The following is a 797-nucleotide window of genomic DNA, read 5'->3' as shown; positions in this document are numbered from 1 at the left end:
AGACGATGTTGTACTGCACGTGCCAACCTTTGTGGTGATTAAAGAAGGTGCGAATCAGCATTGAAAGCTTGAGCTTATCCCCTTCTGAAGCGACAGCCGCTGGGCTTAACTTCTGGTTAAGCAGCACGCCACCTAGGATTTTATTGGCTTGAATTTTACCGACTGAGTTATACACCGCCGTTGGTCCCAAACGGTCAGAGCCCGATGCTGGACTTGCGCCTTCCGCCAGTGGTGTTTTCGCTTTTCGACCATCTGGTGTTGCCATCGTGGAGGCGCCAAATGGCACGTTGGCAGAGATGCTCGATGTTCCCGCGTAGTAGCCACCACCAATTGGTCCGCGCCCATGACGTGTGTTGACAAATTGCGCCAACTCATCGATATAAACTTGGTAAGCATCAGCCAGCAGTTGGTCGACATAATCGTCATCATTGCCGTATTTTGGCGCGAAGTTGATTAAGCGTTGGCGAAGTTGTTCGTTCTCAATACCATCGAAGTCTTCTTCTAATGCTTTTGCCAATTCCGTTTGGCTGATTTGTGCTTCTTCAAACACTAAATGTTTGATCGCCGCCAAACTGTTACCCAAATTGGCAATACCCACTTGCAGGCCAGATACCCAATCGTATTTCGCTCCGCCTTCTTTTACTGTTTTACCGCGCGCCAAACAGTCATCCACCAGCGATGAGCAGAAAATATCTTGCGCTTGCTGCTCAAGCACGCTGTCGACTACGGTATCGATCTCAATAGATTTACATTTGTAGTAGCTAATTTGCTCCGCCCCAGAAGCGGTGACTTGATCA

General features: G+C 48.8%; 1 protein-coding gene. It reads right to left on the bottom strand.

The features are described from left to right. The coding region (locus R7R78_RS25540; RefSeq protein ID WP_318119576.1) for a pyruvate formate lyase family protein at positions 1–797 on the bottom strand (797 nt) is incomplete at both ends.

Source organism: Vibrio sp. 2134-1 (genome assembly GCF_033339495.1).
The sequence above is the reverse complement of the archived record's forward strand: the minus strand, read 5'-3'. Positions and strand labels throughout refer to the sequence as shown.